We start from the raw sequence: 15,710 nt of genomic DNA, 5'->3' as shown, positions 1-15,710 counted from the left end.
GAAGCAGCTCCTTTATTTATGCGTTAATGCAGCATAGTGAAATCAGCATCTATTGTATCACGAAAAGCTGCTGCGCGCTTAGGAAGAAGGAGGCTTCGCATAGTTGCGGACCGCAACCCACACTTGCAGGGCGTTATCTACCACAAGTGCAGTCTTCACTTCAATGCTGTAGTCTTTGTTATTCACGTCGCTGTACACTTTCCGTTCCAGCAGCGTTCGCGCCAGCCTTGCGTCGGAATCTATTTCATATATGCTTCGACCAAGAAAGCTGCTTAGATCCTCTTTTATTCGTTTTATCAGCTCGGCTTCCGTTACTTGATCGAGATTCGGCCTGCCAGACTTTTGACCGGTCTCCTTTTCGATACGGGGAAGCACGCTTTTGATGACTGTATGCTGATTTTTGAATTGCTTTAACCCTTTTATATCCTGCTCGTATTGCTCCAGTTGTACCTCCAGTTCACTCTTCAAAGTTATCAAGGCCTGAAATCGCGCCATAAAAATAGAATTATATATGACCGCCCCGATAATAATGCCCAGCAACAACACTCCAAACATCTGCATTCCTTTCACGTAACGTTCAAACGGCGGCACCCGCATGGCTTAAGCGGCTCCCTTACAAATTAGCCGGACTAGCTCCGTTCCTAAATGCGCCCCAAGAAAAGCAATGATAATAAAACAGATCTGCTGTGCGGCAGGCGACAATTGACCAGCAGTGATGTTGCTCTCAATGACACGAACAGGATCAATCGATCCGCCTATGGCAGCTACAATAGCCCATATTTTCAGCCTTGCTGCCGTATCGAGCATGGTATCACCAGGCGGCAGCAGCATGAATACCGATCCTATCCCCGCCAGCATCGATCCTCCTATGACTACACCGAACGCTATGAAGAAATCAAGTCCCGCCTTGGACAGAAAGTAACTCATCATTAGACCTCCTATAAAGTTTTGCGAAGCAACGCCCACTTCGATAGCTTGTGCTCTACTACCATTCTATGGGCGTGTCCTGCTCTATTATGATAAAATAGAGCTAACTTAATTGGACGAAGCGGAAAGGAACGGATGCGATGAGCGGTAATAACGAACAAACTTTCGTGCATTTGCACGTCCACAGCGAATACAGCCTTCTCGACGGCGCCGCGAGAATCCGCGATCTTGCGGCGAGAGCCGCAGAGCTTGGCATGAAGGCGCTCGCGCTGACCGATCACGGCGTCATGTACGGAGCAGTGCCGTTTTACCGCGCTTGCCGGGCTCATGGCATCAAGCCTATAATCGGCTGCGAGCTGTACTTAACGACCGGATCACGCTTTGACAAAGGGACGCGCAAGGATAACCCTATCTATCATTTGATTGCGCTCGCCAAAAATGAAACCGGCTACCGGAACCTGATGAAGCTTAGCTCGATCGGTCATTTGGAAGGATTCCATTACAAGCCGCGAATCGATCTGGATGTGCTGCGGGAGCATTCGGAAGGACTGGTCTGCTTAAGCTCCTGCCTGAAAGGCGAAATATCGAAGCATCTGCTGCATGACCGCCGTGATGAAGCGCGGCGGGCCGCATTGCGCTACCAGGATATTTTCGGAGACGACTTCTATTTGGAACTGCAGGATCACGGCATGCTGGATCAGAAGAAGGTGGCCTCCGCGATGATCGAGCTTGCACGCGAGACCGGCATCAAGCTGGCGGCTACGAACGATGTTCATTATTTGCGGGCTGAGGACGCAGCCGTGCAGGATGTGCTGCTTTGCATCGGAACAGGCAAAACGGTTGACGATGCCGACCGGATGCGCATGCTGACAGATCAGCTGTATATGAAAAGCGCGGACGAAATGGGGATGCTGTACCGCCATGTTCCGGAAGCGCTGGAGCATACGGTGGAAATCGCGGAGAAATGCGACTTCGAGCTGAAGCTTGGACGCGCCCCATTACCGGTATTCAGACCGGTGCCGGCAGGAATGAGCTCAGCGGAATATTTGAGAGTTCTTTGCCGCGATGGCTTGACCGCACGATATGCCGGTCTTTCTGAATGGGCGACTGATGCGGACTTTCGTATACAAGCGGAAAAACGCCTTGAGTACGAGCTGTCTGTTATCGAAAAAATGGGTTTTAGCGATTATTTTTTGATCGTCTGGGATTTCATACGGTTCGCACATGAACGCGGAATCCGAACAGGTCCGGGAAGAGGATCTTCTGCCGGGAGCTTGGTTGCTTACACACTTCGCATTACCGATGTGGATCCGATAAAGTACAAGCTTTTGTTTGAACGGTTTCTGAATCCTGAACGCATATCTATGCCGGATATCGATATTGACTTCAATGACGAGCGCCGTGATGAGGTCATCGCTTATGTCGCTGCCAAATACGGGGAAGAGCACGTTGCGCAAATTATTACGTTCGGTACGATGGCAGCGAAGGCTGCCGTGCGGGATGTCGGCCGGGCGATGAACGTTCCGTTTCAGGAGGTAGACCGTGCGGCTAAGCTCATTCCGAACCAGCTCGGCATTACGCTTGAAGAGGCGCAACGCGTCAGCGCGGATCTGCGCGAAGCATGCGAGCGACAGCCGAAGACGGCTGCTATGATGCAAATGGCGCTGAAGGTGGAAGGGATGCCGCGTCATGCCTCGACGCATGCGGCAGGCGTAGTCATCTCGCAAGAGCCGCTGACCAATTACGCACCTCTTCAAACGGGAAGCGAACGCATACCACTGACGCAATATTCGATGGAGCATCTGGAGGCGATCGGACTTCTCAAAATGGATTTCCTCGGCTTGCGCACGCTGTCCATACTGGAGCGGACGCTGCACTGGGTAAAAGAGCTGTATAGTAAAGAGATCGATTTTCGTTTGATTAACGATGCCGATCCCGAAACGTATACGATGCTTGGCCGCGGCGATACGACGGGGATATTCCAGCTGGAGTCAGCGGGAGTGCGGCGCGTCCTGCGCGATTTGAAGCCTACCGAATTCGAGGATATCGTCTCGGTGCTCGCTTTGTACCGCCCGGGCCCAATGGAGTTTATACCGAAGTATATTCAAGGCAAGCACGGGCTTGTAAACGTCGAGTATCCTCATCCTACGCTTGAGCCTTTGCTTGCCGATACGTACGGCATTATCGTGTATCAGGAACAAATTATGCAAATCGCATCATTGATGGCAGGCTTCTCGCTTGGGGAAGCGGATTTGCTGCGGCGAGCCGTTTCCAAGAAGAAGCGGGAGGTGCTCGATGAGGAACGGGCCCACTTTGTGAAGGGAAGTCTGGAGCAGGGCTATTCAGAGTCGGATGCAAACCATGTATACGATATGATTGTGCGATTTGCCGATTACGGCTTCCCTCGGGCGCATGCGGCGGCCTACGGCGTGCTTGCGTTCCAGACCGCATGGTTGAAAGCCCATTATCCCGTTCCTTTTATGGCATCCATGCTGGCATCAGTGACCGGCAACCAGCGTAAAACAGCTGAATATGTGGACGAATGCCGACGCATGGGCATCGAAGTTTTGCCGCCTGACGTGAATGAAAGCAGTGTTTCCTTTACACCCGAGGCCAAAGCCGTTCGCTTCGGGCTGGCGGCAATCAAGAATGTCGGTACGCAGGCGATTGAAGCGCTGCAAAAGGAGCGCAGCGAGCGGCCATTCGGCAGCTTGCTGGATTTGTGCCAGCGGGTCGATCTGCGCGTCGTGAATAAACGGGTTCTGGAATCGCTTATTCAAGCGGGAGCATGTGATTCGCTTCCCGGACACCGGGCTCAGCTGCTTGCAGCGCTTGAGGAAACGGTGGAAACCGCCGTTAAATGGCGTAAAGAACGCGAAGAGCTGCAGATTGAGCTGTTCGGCTTCGACGAGGTGCAAAATTGGGATGTCGAGCTGCCTGATGTGCGTCCTTATACGACCGGACAGAAGCTGGATCTGGAGCGGGAGCTGCTTGGACTTTATTTGTCCGGGCATCCGCTGGATGATGCGGAGCAGCAGCTGGCGCACCTTGGTCTCGATCGACTAGTCGAGCTAAGCGATGCGAAGGACGGAGCGGTCGCGATCGTCGGCGTGATGATCGTCTCGCTGAAGCCGTTTACGAATAAGAAGGGTCATGCAATGGGTTTCCTTGAGCTAGAGGATCGTATTATGCGTGTGGAAGCGGTCGTGTTTCCGTCGGTATGGAAACGGTGCGGGAGCAAGCTCGAGAAGGGCGGTCTGGCAATCGTGCAGGGGACCGTTCAGCAGCAGGATGACGATTATAAGCTGATCGTTGAGGACGTCGTCCCGATTGGGCTCCCTGGGCAGGATCTTGCGGAGCAGGTTCGGAGGCTGCAGAAGCAAGCGCAAGCTCGCGCAGCACGCATGGCAACTGGGGGGGCAGCAGCAGTGCGGGCGGTTTCACAAGGTCATGCACCGCAAGGACAAGTCCAAGCGGAACAAGCTGCGCTGCAGCGCCAAACCCCTGCTGAGCGTAAGCGTCAACGGGTTTACATCAAGATCGTTGCAGCAAATGAGCAGCCTGCTGTGCTGGCAAAGCTGAAATTGCTTCTGGCAGACCATTCCGGTCAACTGGATACCGTTCTGTTCTATGAACAAGACCAAAAGTCGATCGCGCTTAGCGACAGTTATCGCGTAAAGCCTTCACCGCAGCTAATCGGTGCTATCGAGGAGCTGCTGGGAGAAGGCGCTATTATTGTCAAATAAAGATTTGCGGCTTCTGACCTTTTTCCGAAGTTACCCGTCCTTTCCTTAAAATCTCGCAATCAATTGCATTTCATATGCACGTCAGAGCTTGTACTCGCATATGTTTAGAGATACAAGCGGAAACGGCTGGAGATACGCGGCTTTTGTTCGGCCGCTTTGCCCAGTTTCCGAGATAAACGTACAAGCAGTTGCGGAAGGGATGGGGCTAAAATGACAGGGATCGAGAAATGGCTCTTGAAACGGGGAGTATCTGTCGACGATGTGACGGAAATCGTGTATACGCTGCAGCGTCCTTATAACGGGGATTTGACAATGGAGGAGTGCGAGGAGAGTGTAAGAGCGGTGCTCGCCAAACGAGAGGTGCAATATGTCATGTACACAGGTATTGCCCTCGACGAATTGGCAGAACGACGGCTGCTGCCTGAACCGCTTCAATCGATTATGGAAACCGATGAGTCGCTTTACGGCGTTGATGAAACGCTAGCCCTCGGAATTACGAATGTTTACGGTATGATCGGATTGACGAGCTTCGGATATTTGGATAAAGTAAAACCCGGTATCATTCGTCAATTGAATTTGAAGGGTGAGCGGATTCATGTATTTTTGGATGACCTTGTTGCTGGATTAGCCGCCGCCGCATCTGCTCGAATTGCTCATCAGGACCCAAAAGCGAACCGATATGATTTGCCGGATTCGCCATGACTATGGTATTATTATGAGATCATATGGCCTGTTACCGGGAATTAGCTATGCTTAGGAAGTGAACTTTGCGGCAGCAAAGTTTTCAGGAGGTACCATGATGTGGACGGTCATTTATATCGCACCAACAGCAAAAATAGCAGAGAACATCAAGAAGCGGCTTACGGAGGAAGGGTTTTTAGTGAAAATCCGCGCCGTTAATCTGTCCAAACAGCAATATGAGATACTGGTTCCATCAGGTGAGCTGGAGGAAGTACAGGAAGTGTTTAACTCCATTATGCGGCTATGATGGTCTGCTCTATACTATTGCGCCCTTGAGAGGTGTCACACGTGCAAATAAAGGACTTATTTACGAAGAAGAAATATGCGACGATACCTTCTGAGCCGCGCAAGCGGGATATACCGGAAGGTTTGATGAATAAGTGCTCCAAGTGCGGCACGATTCAGTACAGCAAAGAATTGGAAAAAAACTTAAAGGTGTGTTCTTCTTGCGGCCATCATTACCGGCTAAGCGCATGGGAACGAATCGGATTGACGCTCGATGAAGGGCACCTGGTAGAATATGATGCGGATATGGAATCCGTCGATCCACTATCATTCCCTGGTTATGCGAGTAAGCTGGAGCAGCAGAAGAGTAAGTCGAATCTGCGCGATGCTGTCGTAACCGGAGAAGGCACGATCGGCGGTTTTCCAGTTGTCGTAGCGGTCATGAGCTTTGATTTTTTCAGCGGTAGTATGGGATCCGTCGTTGGTGAGAAAATTACTAGAGCAATTGAAGCGGCTCATGCCAAGCAGCTGCCGCTTCTTATTTTCTCAACTTCGGGCGGAGCCCGGATGCAGGAAAGTATTTTGAGCTTGATGCAGATGGCTAAAACAAGCGCGGCGCTGTCAAAATTTCAAGGTGCCGGAGGTTTGTTTATTTCCATCTTTACCGATCCTACTATGGGCGGCGTTTCTGCGAGCTTTGCAAGCTTGGGCGATTACAATTTGGCCGAGCCTGGCGCAATCGTCGGCTTTGCAGGCCGCATCGTTATCGAACAAACGATTCGTCAGAAGCTGCCGGACAACTTCCAGACGGCGGAGTTTAATTTGCAGCACGGCCAGCTGGATAAAGTCGTACACCGCAAAGATATGAAACCTACGTTAGCAAAGCTGCTCGATATGCATTGCGTAAGGGAGGGAACATCCTATGGCGGGTGAGCTGCCTTTTGAAAAACCGCTGAACGATTTGCGGCAAAAGATAACGGAACTGAAGAGCCTCAGCGTAGAGAAGGGCATTGACTTCTCGGAAGAAATTTTGGGCTTGGAGCAGAGATGCAAGCAGCTGGAAGACGAGCTGTATAGTGAACTCACTCCGGCTCAGAAAATGCATATGGCGCGGCATCATCAACGTCCTACGTCACTTGACTACATTCAAACGGTATTTACCGACTTCATGGAGCTGCACGGAGATCGTCTATTTGCGGACGATCTTGCTATTGTGGGCGGTCTTGCCAAGCTGAACGGCATTCCGGTAACGGTAATCGGCCATCAGCGCGGCAAGGATACACGCGAGAATATCGCGCGTTTCTTCGGCAGCCCGCACCCCGAGGGCTTCCGTAAAGCACTTCGATTCATGGAGCAGGCAAATAAGTTTAAGCGGCCTATTATCACGTTTATTGATACGAAGGGCGCATATCCGGGCAACACCGCCGAGGAGCGCGGACAATCGGAAGCGATTGCCCGTAACTTGCGGGAGATGGCCGGCTTCGGCGTGCCTATCATTTGTGTCGTTATAGGTGAAGGCGGCAGCGGTGGAGCGCTGGCACTAGGCGTTGGCAACCGTGTACTCATGCTTGAAAATGCGATTTATTCGGTTATATCGCCAAACGGAGCGGCATCCATTCTATGGAAGGATGCGTCCAAAGCGGATCAAGCTGCTGAAGCGATGAAAATAACGGCAAAGGATTTACTGGAATTTGGCGTTATTGAAGATATTATTGCCGAGCCGCAAGGCGGCGCGCACAAAGATCTAGCATTTCAAGCAGAACAGATTAAAGAGAAGCTGTGGCATCATTTGCAGGAGCTATTGCCATTAAATGAACATCAGCTAATTGAGGATCGCTACAACAAATTCCGCAAGGTTGGCCAGTATAAAATTGCTGAACAGCACTCTTTGGAAGCGCCGATCCCGAATGCGCAGACTGCGAATGCAACAAATGCGGCCAATGAAATTGAGAAATCGCTCGAACAAGCTCCGGAAGAGGCTCCGACCATCCAGTAAGTCATATGTACAATTGATTTTCCGCTGTACAAGCAGCGGAGAATCGTGTCAGAATATATTAGAATATCAGGCAATAAACGGAGGAAACTTAGCATGCGTAAAACAAAAATCGTTTGTACTATCGGTCCATCCAGCGAATCGCTGGAAAACACAAAGAAATTAATTAATGCAGGAATGAATGTTGCCCGTCTAAATTTCTCCCACGGAGATTTTGAAGAGCACGGCAACCGGATCATTAACATTCGTAAAGCAAATGTTGAGCTCGGTACATCGGTAGCCATTTTGCTTGATACGAAGGGTCCTGAAATTCGTCTGGGCAAGCTGAAAGAAGAGCCGATTGAACTCAATCAAGGTGAAACTATCACGCTGACAACTGAAGAGATTTTGGGTGACCGTAATCGTATTCCGGTTACATACAGCAATCTTCCAAACGATCTATCCGTTGGTTCGACTGTTCTAATCGACGACGGTTTGATTGGTTTGACTGTTGAAGAAATTAAGGGAACCGAAATTTTATGCCGTATCGTAAACAGCGGTCCGATCAAAAGCAAAAAAGGCGTCAACGTACCCGGCGTGAAAATTTCATTGCCTGGTATTACAGAAAAGGATGCTAACGATATCGTGTTCGGTATCGAGCAGGGCGTAGATTTTATCGCAGCTTCTTTCGTTCGTAAAGCAAGCGACGTGCTTGAAATCCGTGAGCTCCTTGAGCGTCACAACGCTTCGCATATCCAAATTATCTCGAAAATCGAAAACCAAGAAGGCGTTGACAATCTCGATGAAATTCTTGAAGTGTCCGACGGTCTGATGGTAGCTCGTGGTGACCTCGGCGTAGAAATTCCAGCCGAAGAAGTGCCGCTCGTTCAAAAAAATATGATTAAAAAATGTAACCGCGTAGGCAAACCGGTTATTACGGCTACACAAATGCTTGATTCCATGCAGCGCAATCCGCGTCCAACCCGCGCTGAAGCGAGTGACGTTGCGAATGCGATTTTCGACGGAACAGATGCAATTATGCTTTCCGGTGAAACAGCTGCCGGAAGATACCCGGTGGAATCGGTGCAAACGATGGCGCGTATTGCAGAACGCGCTGAAGGTTCGCTTGAATACCGTGAGATTTTCACGAAGCAAGCAAATGCTCAGCAAACGACCGTAACGGAAGCAATCAGCCAAGCGGTAGCTAACTCTGCTCTTGATCTTCAAGCGAAGGCAATCATTACATCGACGCAAAGCGGCTTTACTGCCCGCATGGTTTCGAAGTACAAGCCGAAGTCGCCGATTATTGCCGTGACTACGGATGAGAAGGTTATGCGTCGTCTGTCCCTTATTTGGGGTGTACGTGCCGTGTTGGGTCCGGAAGCAGATACAACCGACGAAATGTTTGAAAATGCGGTTAAAGGCGGAATGAGCACTGGCTTGCTGAGCCTCGGCGATACAGTTGTGATTACAGCCGGCGTTCCTGTTGGCCGTTCAGGTACAACGAACTTAATCAAAATTCACCACATCGGTGAGCTTTTGGCACAAGGACAAGGTATCGGCAGCCAAATAGCAACAGGTAAAATCGTTGTAGCGCGTACGCCGCAGGAAGCGATTCAAAAAACGACACAAGGCTCTATTCTTGTTACGGTAACTACTGACAAAGATTATATGCCTGCATTCGAAAAAGCGGCAGCGGTAATTACAGAGCAAGGCGGAATTACAAGCCATGCCGCAGTAGTTGGTTTAAATCTTGGAATTCCTGTAATTCTCGGCGTTTCGGGTGGAACAGAACTGCTTAAGGATGGCATGGAAGTTACGGTGTACGGTGAAACAGGCGTCATCTACCACGGACAATCCAAAGTGTTGTAATTGGTTAGTCATATAAAGTAACAATCATATATAACAAAAGCTAAAGCGATGGTGATCTCACCGTCGCTTTTTGTTAACCAGATACTGACGAGTTAAGCAAGTTTCAATTGCAAGGAGGTATTTTATGGCATCGGCATCCAATTGGTTTATGCATCCGCTTCGTGTGAGATATCAAGAAACCGATCAAATGGGAGTCGTTTTTCACGGCAATTATGTAACTTGGTTTGAAATCGGACGTACAGAATGGATAAGGAATGCAGGCTACGACTACAAAAAAATCGAGCAGGGCGGCTTACTGCTGCCGGTTGTCGATTTACAGTGCCGTTATTTGCTTCCCGCTCTTTATGATGATACCTTGCTCGTATGCACACGAATTGCGGAATGCTCTCCTGTACGGGTTACCTTTCAATCGCAAATCAGAAGGGTGACGCAGTCTGACTTCCATCCCGAAGAGCTTGCAGAAGATCAACAGCTTCCCGGCGAGCTGCTCGTGGAAGGCGGAACGAAGCATGTATGGGTGAACGCGCAATGGCAGCCTACCCGAATAAATAAGGCGATGCCGGAATTATATGAGCTGCTGCGCACAAAATCAACCTAAGGACACGCTTATAAAGTCTGTTTTGCTTCAAATATATGAATTTGGCAAAACATTTAAGGAGGGTCATGCATGTATAAATGGTTATTAGCTGCTTTTCTTATTGTGCCTGTTATAGAGCTGTGGGGAATTTTGCAGGTTGGTGATTGGCTTGGCGGGTGGACCACTTTTTTTATATTGATTATTATGGGGTTTGCCGGTGCTTATTTGGCCCGTGCGGAAGGACGTAAGGTATGGATGGATGCTCAGCGGCAAATGCAGGCGGGACAAATTCCTGGTCGAACGCTGTTGGATGGCATCTGCGTGCTTGCCGGAGGTATCCTCTTGCTAACGCCAGGCTTTTTCTCGGATATGGTAGGTATTACGCTGCTGCTTCCTATGACGCGTCCGTTTTACCGTCAAATACTGCTGCAATGGATCGAGAATAGAATGAGAAACGGTAATTTTAAAATAGGCCGGTTCTAATATTTACGCCGCTTTTACAAAAGGTTAACATGCAAATAATAGTCATGCTTCATAATAGAATAGAATAATACTGCACAAACCTTGCAGGAGGCGTGAGAAATGACCAGACAACATTTTTCCAACTATGTAAACCGTGACTTGAGTTGGATCGAATTTAACCAAAGAGTTCTTCAAGAAGCACAGGATGCAAGCAATCCTTTGCTGGAGAGAGCTAAGTTTTTGGCGATTGTCACGAGCAATTTGGATGAATTTATGAGCGTTCGTGTTGCTGGCATTCAAATGCAGATGAGAGCCGGTTTGACAAAAATCGATTTCACCGGCTATACGGCGCCAGGCCTTTGGAAAAGACTTATAAAAAGAGCAACGCAAATGGTTCATGATCAATACCGTACTTACAGGGAAGTATTTCGCGGTCTCAGCCGTGAAGGAATATTTATTCGTTCGCTTGATGAGCTTAATGTATCGCAAACAAAAGCAGTTTCGGATTATTTTCATGAAATTGTATTTCCGGTTTTAACTCCGATGGCGGTCGATCAAAGCAGACCCTTCCCGCTCGTTCATACAAAGGAGCTGTATTTGGCTGTTTTGCTAAGGGAAGTGGGGGATCCGGCAGAAGAGGAGCCGTTATTTGCTATTGTGCAAGTGCCTTCCATTTTGCCGAGATTTGTACCCGTGCCAGGAAGGACGAATAGTAAAAAGACGGAATTCGTGCTTTTGGAGGATTTGATTGAAGAATTTATTGATACTTTGTTTAACGGGTATATTCCTTTCTCCGTTAATCCGTTCCGTCTTACGCGTGATGCAGACATCACACTGAACGAGGAAGACGCGGAGGATTTGCTCGAGGAGATTGAGAAGGAGCTGCGCCGCCGCCGCTGGGGCATTCCCGTTCGTCTTGAAGTGGGGAAAGGGATGCATCCGTATGCGCTCGAAATGCTGATGGAGGAGCTGGAGATCGCGGACAATCTTTTTGAAATCGATGGTCCCCTTGATTTAAGCTTTCTGATGAAGTTTGCGGGCGCATTACCGGGCTATGATAATTTACGCTATGAAAAGATGGAACCGGTATATCCGCGGGAATTCGATGATACGGACGATATGTTCGACGTAATAAGACAACGTGACGTATTGATGTACCACCCATATGAGTCGTTTGATGCGGTTAATGATTTTGTGATGCAGGCTGCTTATGATCCGGATGTGCTGGCTATTAAAATGACACTGTACCGCGTCAGCGGCCAATCTGCGCTTGTTCAGGCGCTTGCAAAGGCTGCGGAGTCGGGTAAGCAGGTTACAGTTGTTGTGGAGCTGAAGGCGAGGTTTGACGAGGAACGTAATATTGCGTGGGCGCGTCAGCTGGAGAAGGCAGGCTGCCATGTCGTATATGGTTTAGTTGGTTTAAAGACGCATGCCAAAATATTGCTCGTCGTTCGGCGTGAGCACGGGACGCTGCGACGCTATGTGCATGTTGGAACAGGTAACTACAATGACAGCACGGCAACCTTGTATACGGACATTGGATTATTCACTTCACACCCGGTAATTGGCGGGGATGCTTCGGCGTTATTCAATGAGGTAACGGGCTATTCATCGCCCTATGAGTGGAAGGCATTCGGCGTTGCGCCTACTGATTTGAAGGAAAAGCTGCATCGTCTCATTGATCGGGAGCGATTAAATGCATTAGAGGGAAAACCGGCACGAATCATAGCAAAGATGAATTCGCTGTCAAATCAGGAAATGATCGATAAGCTGTACGAAGCTTCCCAGGCCGGTGTGAAAATCGTGCTCATCGTCCGGGGAGTATGCTGCTTACGGCCTGGAGTACCCGGCCGAAGCGAGAACATACAAGTTATTAGCATTGTTGACCGTTTCCTTGAGCATGCAAGAATCATGTATTTCCACAACGATGGGGAAGAGGAAGTGTATTTGTCCAGCGCGGACTGGATGACACGTAACTTGACCCGGCGTATCGAGCTTATGTGTCCGGTATTTGACACTACTCTTCGCCAAATATTAATTAAAATGCTGCAGCTCAACATTAACGATAACGTTAAAGCGCGCAAGCTGCAGCCTAATGGTACTTATGAGCATGTCGTGAACGATAACAATCAGCCGTTTCGCAGTCAATTTGAAGCGAGAGTTATATCGTCGTGGAAGGGCCGTGCATAGCCGAATAGTCTAAGACAGGGAACACACCCCATAGTTTTTTGAATTCAGCGGCCAGTTCTTCAACCTCACGGCACTCGACTGCGAGCGAGCCTCGCGGATGAACAGGCCGCAGCAAAAGCTGGGAGCCGGATTTTTGCGTATTCAATTGTCCAATGGCCTGCGTTTCCGTCCGGTCAAGCGCGGCTGACAGCTGCAGCAGCGCCCCAAGCTTATAAATGACATCAAGGTCGGACTCGTTCAGCAGCTCTCTATATTCGGATATGTGCTGACGAGTCCGGTTTTTGCTTTTGTAAGAGGCGACTGCGGCCGTCATTATGATTTCCCGGTGCGACAAGCCGTTCAGATGCGAGTTAATGATGAGATAAAACGAATGTCTGGCATATTCGTAATAATCGATCGAAGCGCCGATTCTGAACAACTGTGAAGCGGTGTCCAGCACCACCCTTGTTTGCGGCGGCAATTGATGAACGAAGTTCAATGCGTCATAAAGCTCAAGTGAGAGCCGGTTAACCTGCATAACGTTGTACTTGGGCGCTTCGGGATGCAGCGCGCTTAAATTCGTCAGGCTGTAAGCGAGCACGTCATCCAGCTTTGGATGATTCGGGAACCTCGTCGCATGAAATAATCCGTCACGCAGGCCAGCGCCGCATATGCGGTAATAAGCGGCTCTTGTGGCCTGGAACAATACACGAAGAATGGCTACCCCAGGAACAACGACATCGGCGCGGTCCTTGGACAAGCCGGGCAGCTTGCGTCTCTTATCGAGCGGAAGCTTTCTCATTTGATTAAACAGCTCATCCGTATCCTCGCCGGTTATAGGATAGTTATGGGTTTGCGGAAAAGGATACTTATGAGCAGCCTGATGCATTTTGCCGAGTGCTCTGACGGTGCCTCCTACTCCTACAAGCGGTAATCCGGGAGCTTCGCCGATCCACGTTTCATGCCGCAACGCTTCTGTAACATGCGCTTCGAGTGCCTTCAGCTCATCGTCTTGAAGCAAGCCCTTCGAGCCGAACCGTTTGTTAAGGCTTACGCAGCCGAATGGCAGCGAAACCGTACGGACAAGCGCACGATTACGGAATAACGACAGCTCCGTGCTGCCGCCGCCGATATCGATGAGAAATCCGTCCCGAATATGGAGCGAGTTGATCATGCCGAGAAAGCCGTAAGATGCTTCCTCTTCGCCGGATAGCAATTCGATGATTAGACCTGTATCTGCTTTTATCCGTTCGAGAATCTCTGAACGGTTCTCGGCATTTCGTATAGCTGCAGTCGCTACTGCGCGAATCTGGCTGGTATGATTGTGCGTACATATCATTGAAAAATGGCGCAAGGTGTCGATAAGATCATCGAGAGCCGTTTTCGAGAGCCGTCCATCCTCGTCTAAGCGCTCGCTTAGCCTCGCAGGCCGCTTGCTGCTATCAGCGACACGATGTGCGCCATTCGCTGTCCTCTCGTATACGACGAGCCGGACGGAGTTGGAGCCAATGTCTATTATTCCGATGCGTTGTTCTGTCATGTAGCGCCTCCGATGCGGCAAATTTTGCACTGCCAGTTCTCTATTGGACATTTTACCATTATATTCGCTTCTGTAAAAATAGTTTTAAGAAGCGGCTAAAATTGGCGCAATTAGGGAAAAATGCTGCTGGAGCAGACGATGAGGAACGCGAAATATAGTGCGAAAAAAATATTAATGATGCCGATAAAGCATTTTTATGTCTGTATTTGTTCACTTAACTGCGAAAATCATTTATGATTAATAGCGATGGTACAAATTACAATCCCTATTACTGATAACTATACCCAAGTTAAAGGAGAGAGAACGATGACAGCAACTAAAGGTCTGGAAGGAATTGTCGCCGCGGCGTCTTCCATCAGCTCGATTATTGACGGAGTACTGACGTATCGCGGAATTGATATTGACGAGCTCGCCGAAAACGCTACTTTTGAAGAGGTCGCCTACCTGCTTTGGTATGGTAAACTACCTAATCGTTCCGAACTTGACGGACTGCAGAAGAAGCTGGATCAATATGCGGCAGTTCCGAACGGAGTTCTTGAGCAATTAAAGCTGTATCCAAAAGACACGAACTCGATGGCCGCGCTTCGTACAGCAGTATCCAGCCTTGCATTGTACGATGCATCCGCTAACGATATGTCCCCTGAAGCGAACCAACTGAAAGCCATTAAATTGCAGGCGCAATTGCCGACAATCATTGCCGCTTTCGCACGTATTCGTGAAGGCAAAGAGCCTGTAGCTCCAAAGCAAGGGGTATCGATCGCATATAATTTCTTATACATGCTTACAGGCAGCGAGCCAGCTGCAGTAGCTGTTAAAGCACTTGATCAGGCTCTTGTACTTCATGCCGATCACGAACTTAACGCATCGACATTTGCAGCCCGTGTTACGGTTGCTACGTTGTCGGACATTTATTCGGGCGTAACATCTGCAATCGGCGCGCTCAAAGGACCTTTGCACGGCGGCGCGAACGAAGCCGTTATGGTTATGCTTGAAGAAATCGGCTCGGCGGCAAACGTTGAAGGCTACATTAACAACGCGCTTGCAAACAAGCAAAAAATTATGGGCTTCGGACACCGCGTATACAAAAACGGCGATCCGCGCGCAAAGCATTTGCAGCAAATGTCCCGCGAGCTGGGCAAGCTGACAGGCAACATGGAGCTCTACGAAATGTCAGTTAAGATCGAAGAGATGGTTACGGGTCAAAAAGGCTTGAAACCAAACGTCGATTTTTATTCCGCTTCCGTCTATACGACGCTTGAAATTCCACGCGATCTGTTTACGCCGATCTTCGCGATTAGCCGCGTATCAGGATGGAGCGCGCACATTCTTGAGCAATATCAAGATAACCGCTTGATCCGACCGCGTGCTGATTATGTTGGTCCTGTTAACGCGAGGTATATTCCGATCGAGCAGCGTTAATTTTCAAACCGAATGCAACGGAAAGAGTGAGGGCGAACGATGTTCGTTCTCCTTTTCACG

At 49.4% G+C, this 15,710-nt stretch carries 13 protein-coding genes; 10 read left to right on the top strand and 3 right to left on the bottom strand.

Going from position 1 to position 15,710, the window contains the following annotated elements:
- Window positions 1-78: 78 nt before the first annotated feature.
- On the bottom strand, window positions 79-597 hold the full coding sequence (locus DFP97_RS22195; protein WP_114382442.1) for a sporulation membrane protein YtrI: 519 nt from the start codon (window positions 595-597) through the stop codon (window positions 79-81).
- A gap of 3 nt (window positions 598-600) precedes the next feature.
- Window positions 601-927 (bottom strand): YtrH family sporulation protein, encoded by a 327-nt coding sequence (locus DFP97_RS22190; RefSeq protein ID WP_114382440.1) that lies wholly within the window; start codon window positions 925-927, stop codon window positions 601-603.
- Window positions 928-1,067: 140 nt separating this feature from the next.
- On the opposite strand from DFP97_RS22190, the gene DFP97_RS22185 reads away from it, so the two are divergent.
- The 9 genes from DFP97_RS22185 (at window position 1,068) to ppk1 (ending at window position 12,712) form a co-directional block, all read left to right on the top strand.
- The gene (locus DFP97_RS22185; protein ID WP_114382438.1) at window positions 1,068-4,673 is read left to right on the top strand and encodes a DNA polymerase III subunit alpha; all 3,606 of its coding nucleotides are present in this window, start codon (window positions 1,068-1,070) and stop codon (window positions 4,671-4,673) included.
- A 210-nt stretch (window positions 4,674-4,883) separates the two neighbouring features.
- Window positions 4,884-5,375 carry a phosphatidylglycerophosphatase A family protein gene (locus DFP97_RS22180; protein ID WP_114382436.1) on the top strand — a complete coding sequence of 164 codons (492 nt, stop codon included), beginning with the start codon at window positions 4,884-4,886 and terminating at the stop codon, window positions 5,373-5,375.
- Window positions 5,376-5,472: 97 nt separating this feature from the next.
- Window positions 5,473-5,661 carry a glutamate decarboxylase gene (locus tag DFP97_RS22175; protein ID WP_114382434.1) on the top strand — a complete coding sequence of 63 codons (189 nt, stop codon included), beginning with the start codon at window positions 5,473-5,475 and terminating at the stop codon, window positions 5,659-5,661.
- 41 nt (window positions 5,662-5,702) lie between these two features.
- Entirely contained in the window at window positions 5,703-6,572 is an 870-nt protein-coding gene (accD, locus tag DFP97_RS22170) for an acetyl-CoA carboxylase, carboxyltransferase subunit beta (protein ID WP_114382432.1), read from the top strand.
- Complete coding sequence (locus DFP97_RS22165) at window positions 6,562-7,635, top strand: acetyl-CoA carboxylase carboxyltransferase subunit alpha (protein ID WP_114382431.1); 1,074 nt, start codon at window positions 6,562-6,564, stop codon at window positions 7,633-7,635. Before accD ends, DFP97_RS22165 begins: the two co-directional genes overlap by 11 nt.
- A gap of 93 nt (window positions 7,636-7,728) precedes the next feature.
- The gene (pyk, locus tag DFP97_RS22160) at window positions 7,729-9,483 is read left to right on the top strand and encodes a pyruvate kinase (RefSeq protein ID WP_114382429.1); all 1,755 of its coding nucleotides are present in this window, start codon (window positions 7,729-7,731) and stop codon (window positions 9,481-9,483) included.
- Between the two features lie 124 nt (window positions 9,484-9,607).
- Complete coding sequence (locus tag DFP97_RS22155; protein ID WP_114382427.1) at window positions 9,608-10,081, top strand: acyl-CoA thioesterase; 474 nt, start codon at window positions 9,608-9,610, stop codon at window positions 10,079-10,081.
- 69 nt (window positions 10,082-10,150) lie between these two features.
- Entirely contained in the window at window positions 10,151-10,543 is a 393-nt protein-coding gene (locus DFP97_RS22150; protein WP_114382425.1) for an FxsA family protein, read from the top strand.
- 99 nt (window positions 10,544-10,642) lie between these two features.
- Window positions 10,643-12,712, top strand: a complete 2,070-nt coding sequence (ppk1, locus tag DFP97_RS22145; RefSeq protein ID WP_114382423.1) for a polyphosphate kinase 1 — start codon at window positions 10,643-10,645, stop codon at window positions 12,710-12,712.
- On the opposite strand, the gene DFP97_RS22140 is transcribed toward ppk1, so the two are convergent.
- Window positions 12,684-14,231, bottom strand: a complete 1,548-nt coding sequence (locus DFP97_RS22140) for a Ppx/GppA family phosphatase (RefSeq protein WP_114382422.1) — start codon at window positions 14,229-14,231, stop codon at window positions 12,684-12,686. The genes ppk1 and DFP97_RS22140 overlap by 29 nt on opposite strands.
- Window positions 14,232-14,537: 306 nt before the next feature.
- On the opposite strand from DFP97_RS22140, the gene citZ reads away from it, so the two are divergent.
- Entirely contained in the window at window positions 14,538-15,650 is a 1,113-nt protein-coding gene (citZ, locus tag DFP97_RS22135) for a citrate synthase (RefSeq protein WP_114382420.1), read from the top strand.
- Window positions 15,651-15,710: the final 60 nt, after the last annotated feature.

The organism is Paenibacillus prosopidis (genome assembly GCF_003337375.1).
In the GTDB taxonomy this organism is placed as follows: domain Bacteria; phylum Bacillota; class Bacilli; order Paenibacillales; family Paenibacillaceae; genus Pristimantibacillus; species Pristimantibacillus prosopidis.
The sequence above is the reverse complement of the archived record's forward strand: the minus strand, read 5'-3'. Positions and strand labels throughout refer to the sequence as shown.

Coding starts and splice junctions, on each gene's coding strand:
- DFP97_RS22195 (WP_114382442.1), bottom strand. CDS start 597: ATGCGGGTGCCGCCGTTTGAACGTTACGTGAAAGGAATGCAGATGTTT.
- DFP97_RS22180 (WP_114382436.1), top strand. CDS start 4,884: ATGACAGGGATCGAGAAATGGCTCTTGAAACGGGGAGTATCTGTCGAC.
- DFP97_RS22165 (WP_114382431.1), top strand. CDS start 6,562: ATGGCGGGTGAGCTGCCTTTTGAAAAACCGCTGAACGATTTGCGGCAA.
- ppk1 (WP_114382423.1), top strand. CDS start 10,643: ATGACCAGACAACATTTTTCCAACTATGTAAACCGTGACTTGAGTTGG.
- pyk (WP_114382429.1), top strand. CDS start 7,729: ATGCGTAAAACAAAAATCGTTTGTACTATCGGTCCATCCAGCGAATCG.
- DFP97_RS22185 (WP_114382438.1), top strand. CDS start 1,068: ATGAGCGGTAATAACGAACAAACTTTCGTGCATTTGCACGTCCACAGC.
- DFP97_RS22175 (WP_114382434.1), top strand. CDS start 5,473: ATGTGGACGGTCATTTATATCGCACCAACAGCAAAAATAGCAGAGAAC.
- DFP97_RS22155 (WP_114382427.1), top strand. CDS start 9,608: ATGGCATCGGCATCCAATTGGTTTATGCATCCGCTTCGTGTGAGATAT.
- citZ (WP_114382420.1), top strand. CDS start 14,538: ATGACAGCAACTAAAGGTCTGGAAGGAATTGTCGCCGCGGCGTCTTCC.
- DFP97_RS22150 (WP_114382425.1), top strand. CDS start 10,151: ATGTATAAATGGTTATTAGCTGCTTTTCTTATTGTGCCTGTTATAGAG.
- DFP97_RS22190 (WP_114382440.1), bottom strand. CDS start 927: ATGAGTTACTTTCTGTCCAAGGCGGGACTTGATTTCTTCATAGCGTTC.
- DFP97_RS22140 (WP_114382422.1), bottom strand. CDS start 14,231: ATGACAGAACAACGCATCGGAATAATAGACATTGGCTCCAACTCCGTC.